Below are 1,334 nucleotides of genomic sequence, written 5' to 3'. Positions count from 1 at the left end.
CATTAACCAGCTCCTGTACCTTCTCTTCAGCAGCAGCCGGGAAACGGAAGGTAATCTGACGGTGATACAGATCCATGTCCGTACATACCCGGTCCATGTCGCGGATGATGCCGAAAATAGTGTCTTTGGGCAGCTCATTGCCGTTCTCATCCAGCTCCACCCCCTCCGGGTCAGCGGAAAGCCGTTCCGCGCGGGCGCGCAGCTCCTCATAGTGGGCGGCCTGGTCAACCGACATTGGCGCTTCCACTACTTTTTCATCCAGCTCCGGGATTTTGACCTGCGCAGCGACATCAGCCGACGTTTTGAGGGTAGTCCAGCGGTGGAAGATACCGCGCAGGCCATCCAGGTTCTGGAAGCCCACCAGCCCTGGCTTGCTCTCAATTTCCCCAGAGAGTTTCTGCACCAGGCAAGTATCCGTTTTGCCAAACACACGCACAAAATCATCAGGGGTATGGATACCCATGCGTTGCCAGTCCCGCATACTCACGCAGTGGGACAGCATGTTAAAGGCGTCGATCGGGCTGTTAACCACTGGCGTTGCGGTGAGGAGAACGGGACCCCGGCCATTGTTTTTGGACATCAGGTAGGCATTCTTCACGGCCATATCGCGGGCTGACTGGGAGACGGCCGGCACCGGCAGGTAAGCCAGGCTCGAGGCCTCGCGGCCGGCGCTGTAGCTGTTACGGTAGTTATGGCCTTCATCCACGATCACGCTGTCAAAGTGCATGTCCTCGTAAAACGGGAAATCATGCTCTTTAACGCTGCCGGTGTCTGAATGCTCCGTCAGGATACGGTTTTTCTTGCTCTGCTCCCGATATGTATCGGCGTGGATTTTCACCCGGCCTGCATCCGCCTGGGCAAACAACACATCATAGGCGTGATCGCGTACTGTCTCAGGGCGCATAGGGATAGCCGCGTACTGCTCTTTGGTCATGATCACCAGGCGATAATTTGACTGGGGGATCATATTCATCCGGGCTTTGATGGTTGCGGAGTCCGCCAGCTGGAGCGCGTCACGCATAAGCGGCTGGCCATTGTTATCCAACTGGGGTTGTCCCTGGTCATTGAGAACAGGAACCTGCATCGGCGCGCCGTCGCTGCCGGCTACCACATTCAGGCCAACAAAAAGCATACTGGCGCGGGCATCGGCGCTGTAGAAATTGCGGTGTTCGTGATACCAGTTTTCATAGACGGCTTTCGGCACGACGATCGCGGTGCGCTTGCTACGCCCGTTCTCAAAGTTGTAGGCCTCAAGCGCCAGGGCTGTTGTGGTTTTCCCCAAGCCTGTTCCGAAGCCCAGGATGCCTTTGCCGTCTTCTGACAGGCGGCGAACC

The 1,334-nt window shown here is 57.1% G+C and carries 1 protein-coding gene; it reads right to left on the bottom strand.

What is annotated here, in order from left to right; genetic code table 11:
• A partial coding sequence (locus CYR55_RS22840; RefSeq protein WP_165699658.1) for an SNF2-related protein occupies positions 1-1,334 on the bottom strand: 1,334 nt, incomplete at both ends.

Source organism: Chimaeribacter californicus (assembly GCF_002858675.1).
Lineage (GTDB): Bacteria > Pseudomonadota > Gammaproteobacteria > Enterobacterales > Enterobacteriaceae > Chimaeribacter > Chimaeribacter californicus.
This window is presented reverse-complemented; position numbering and strand designations above follow the sequence as displayed.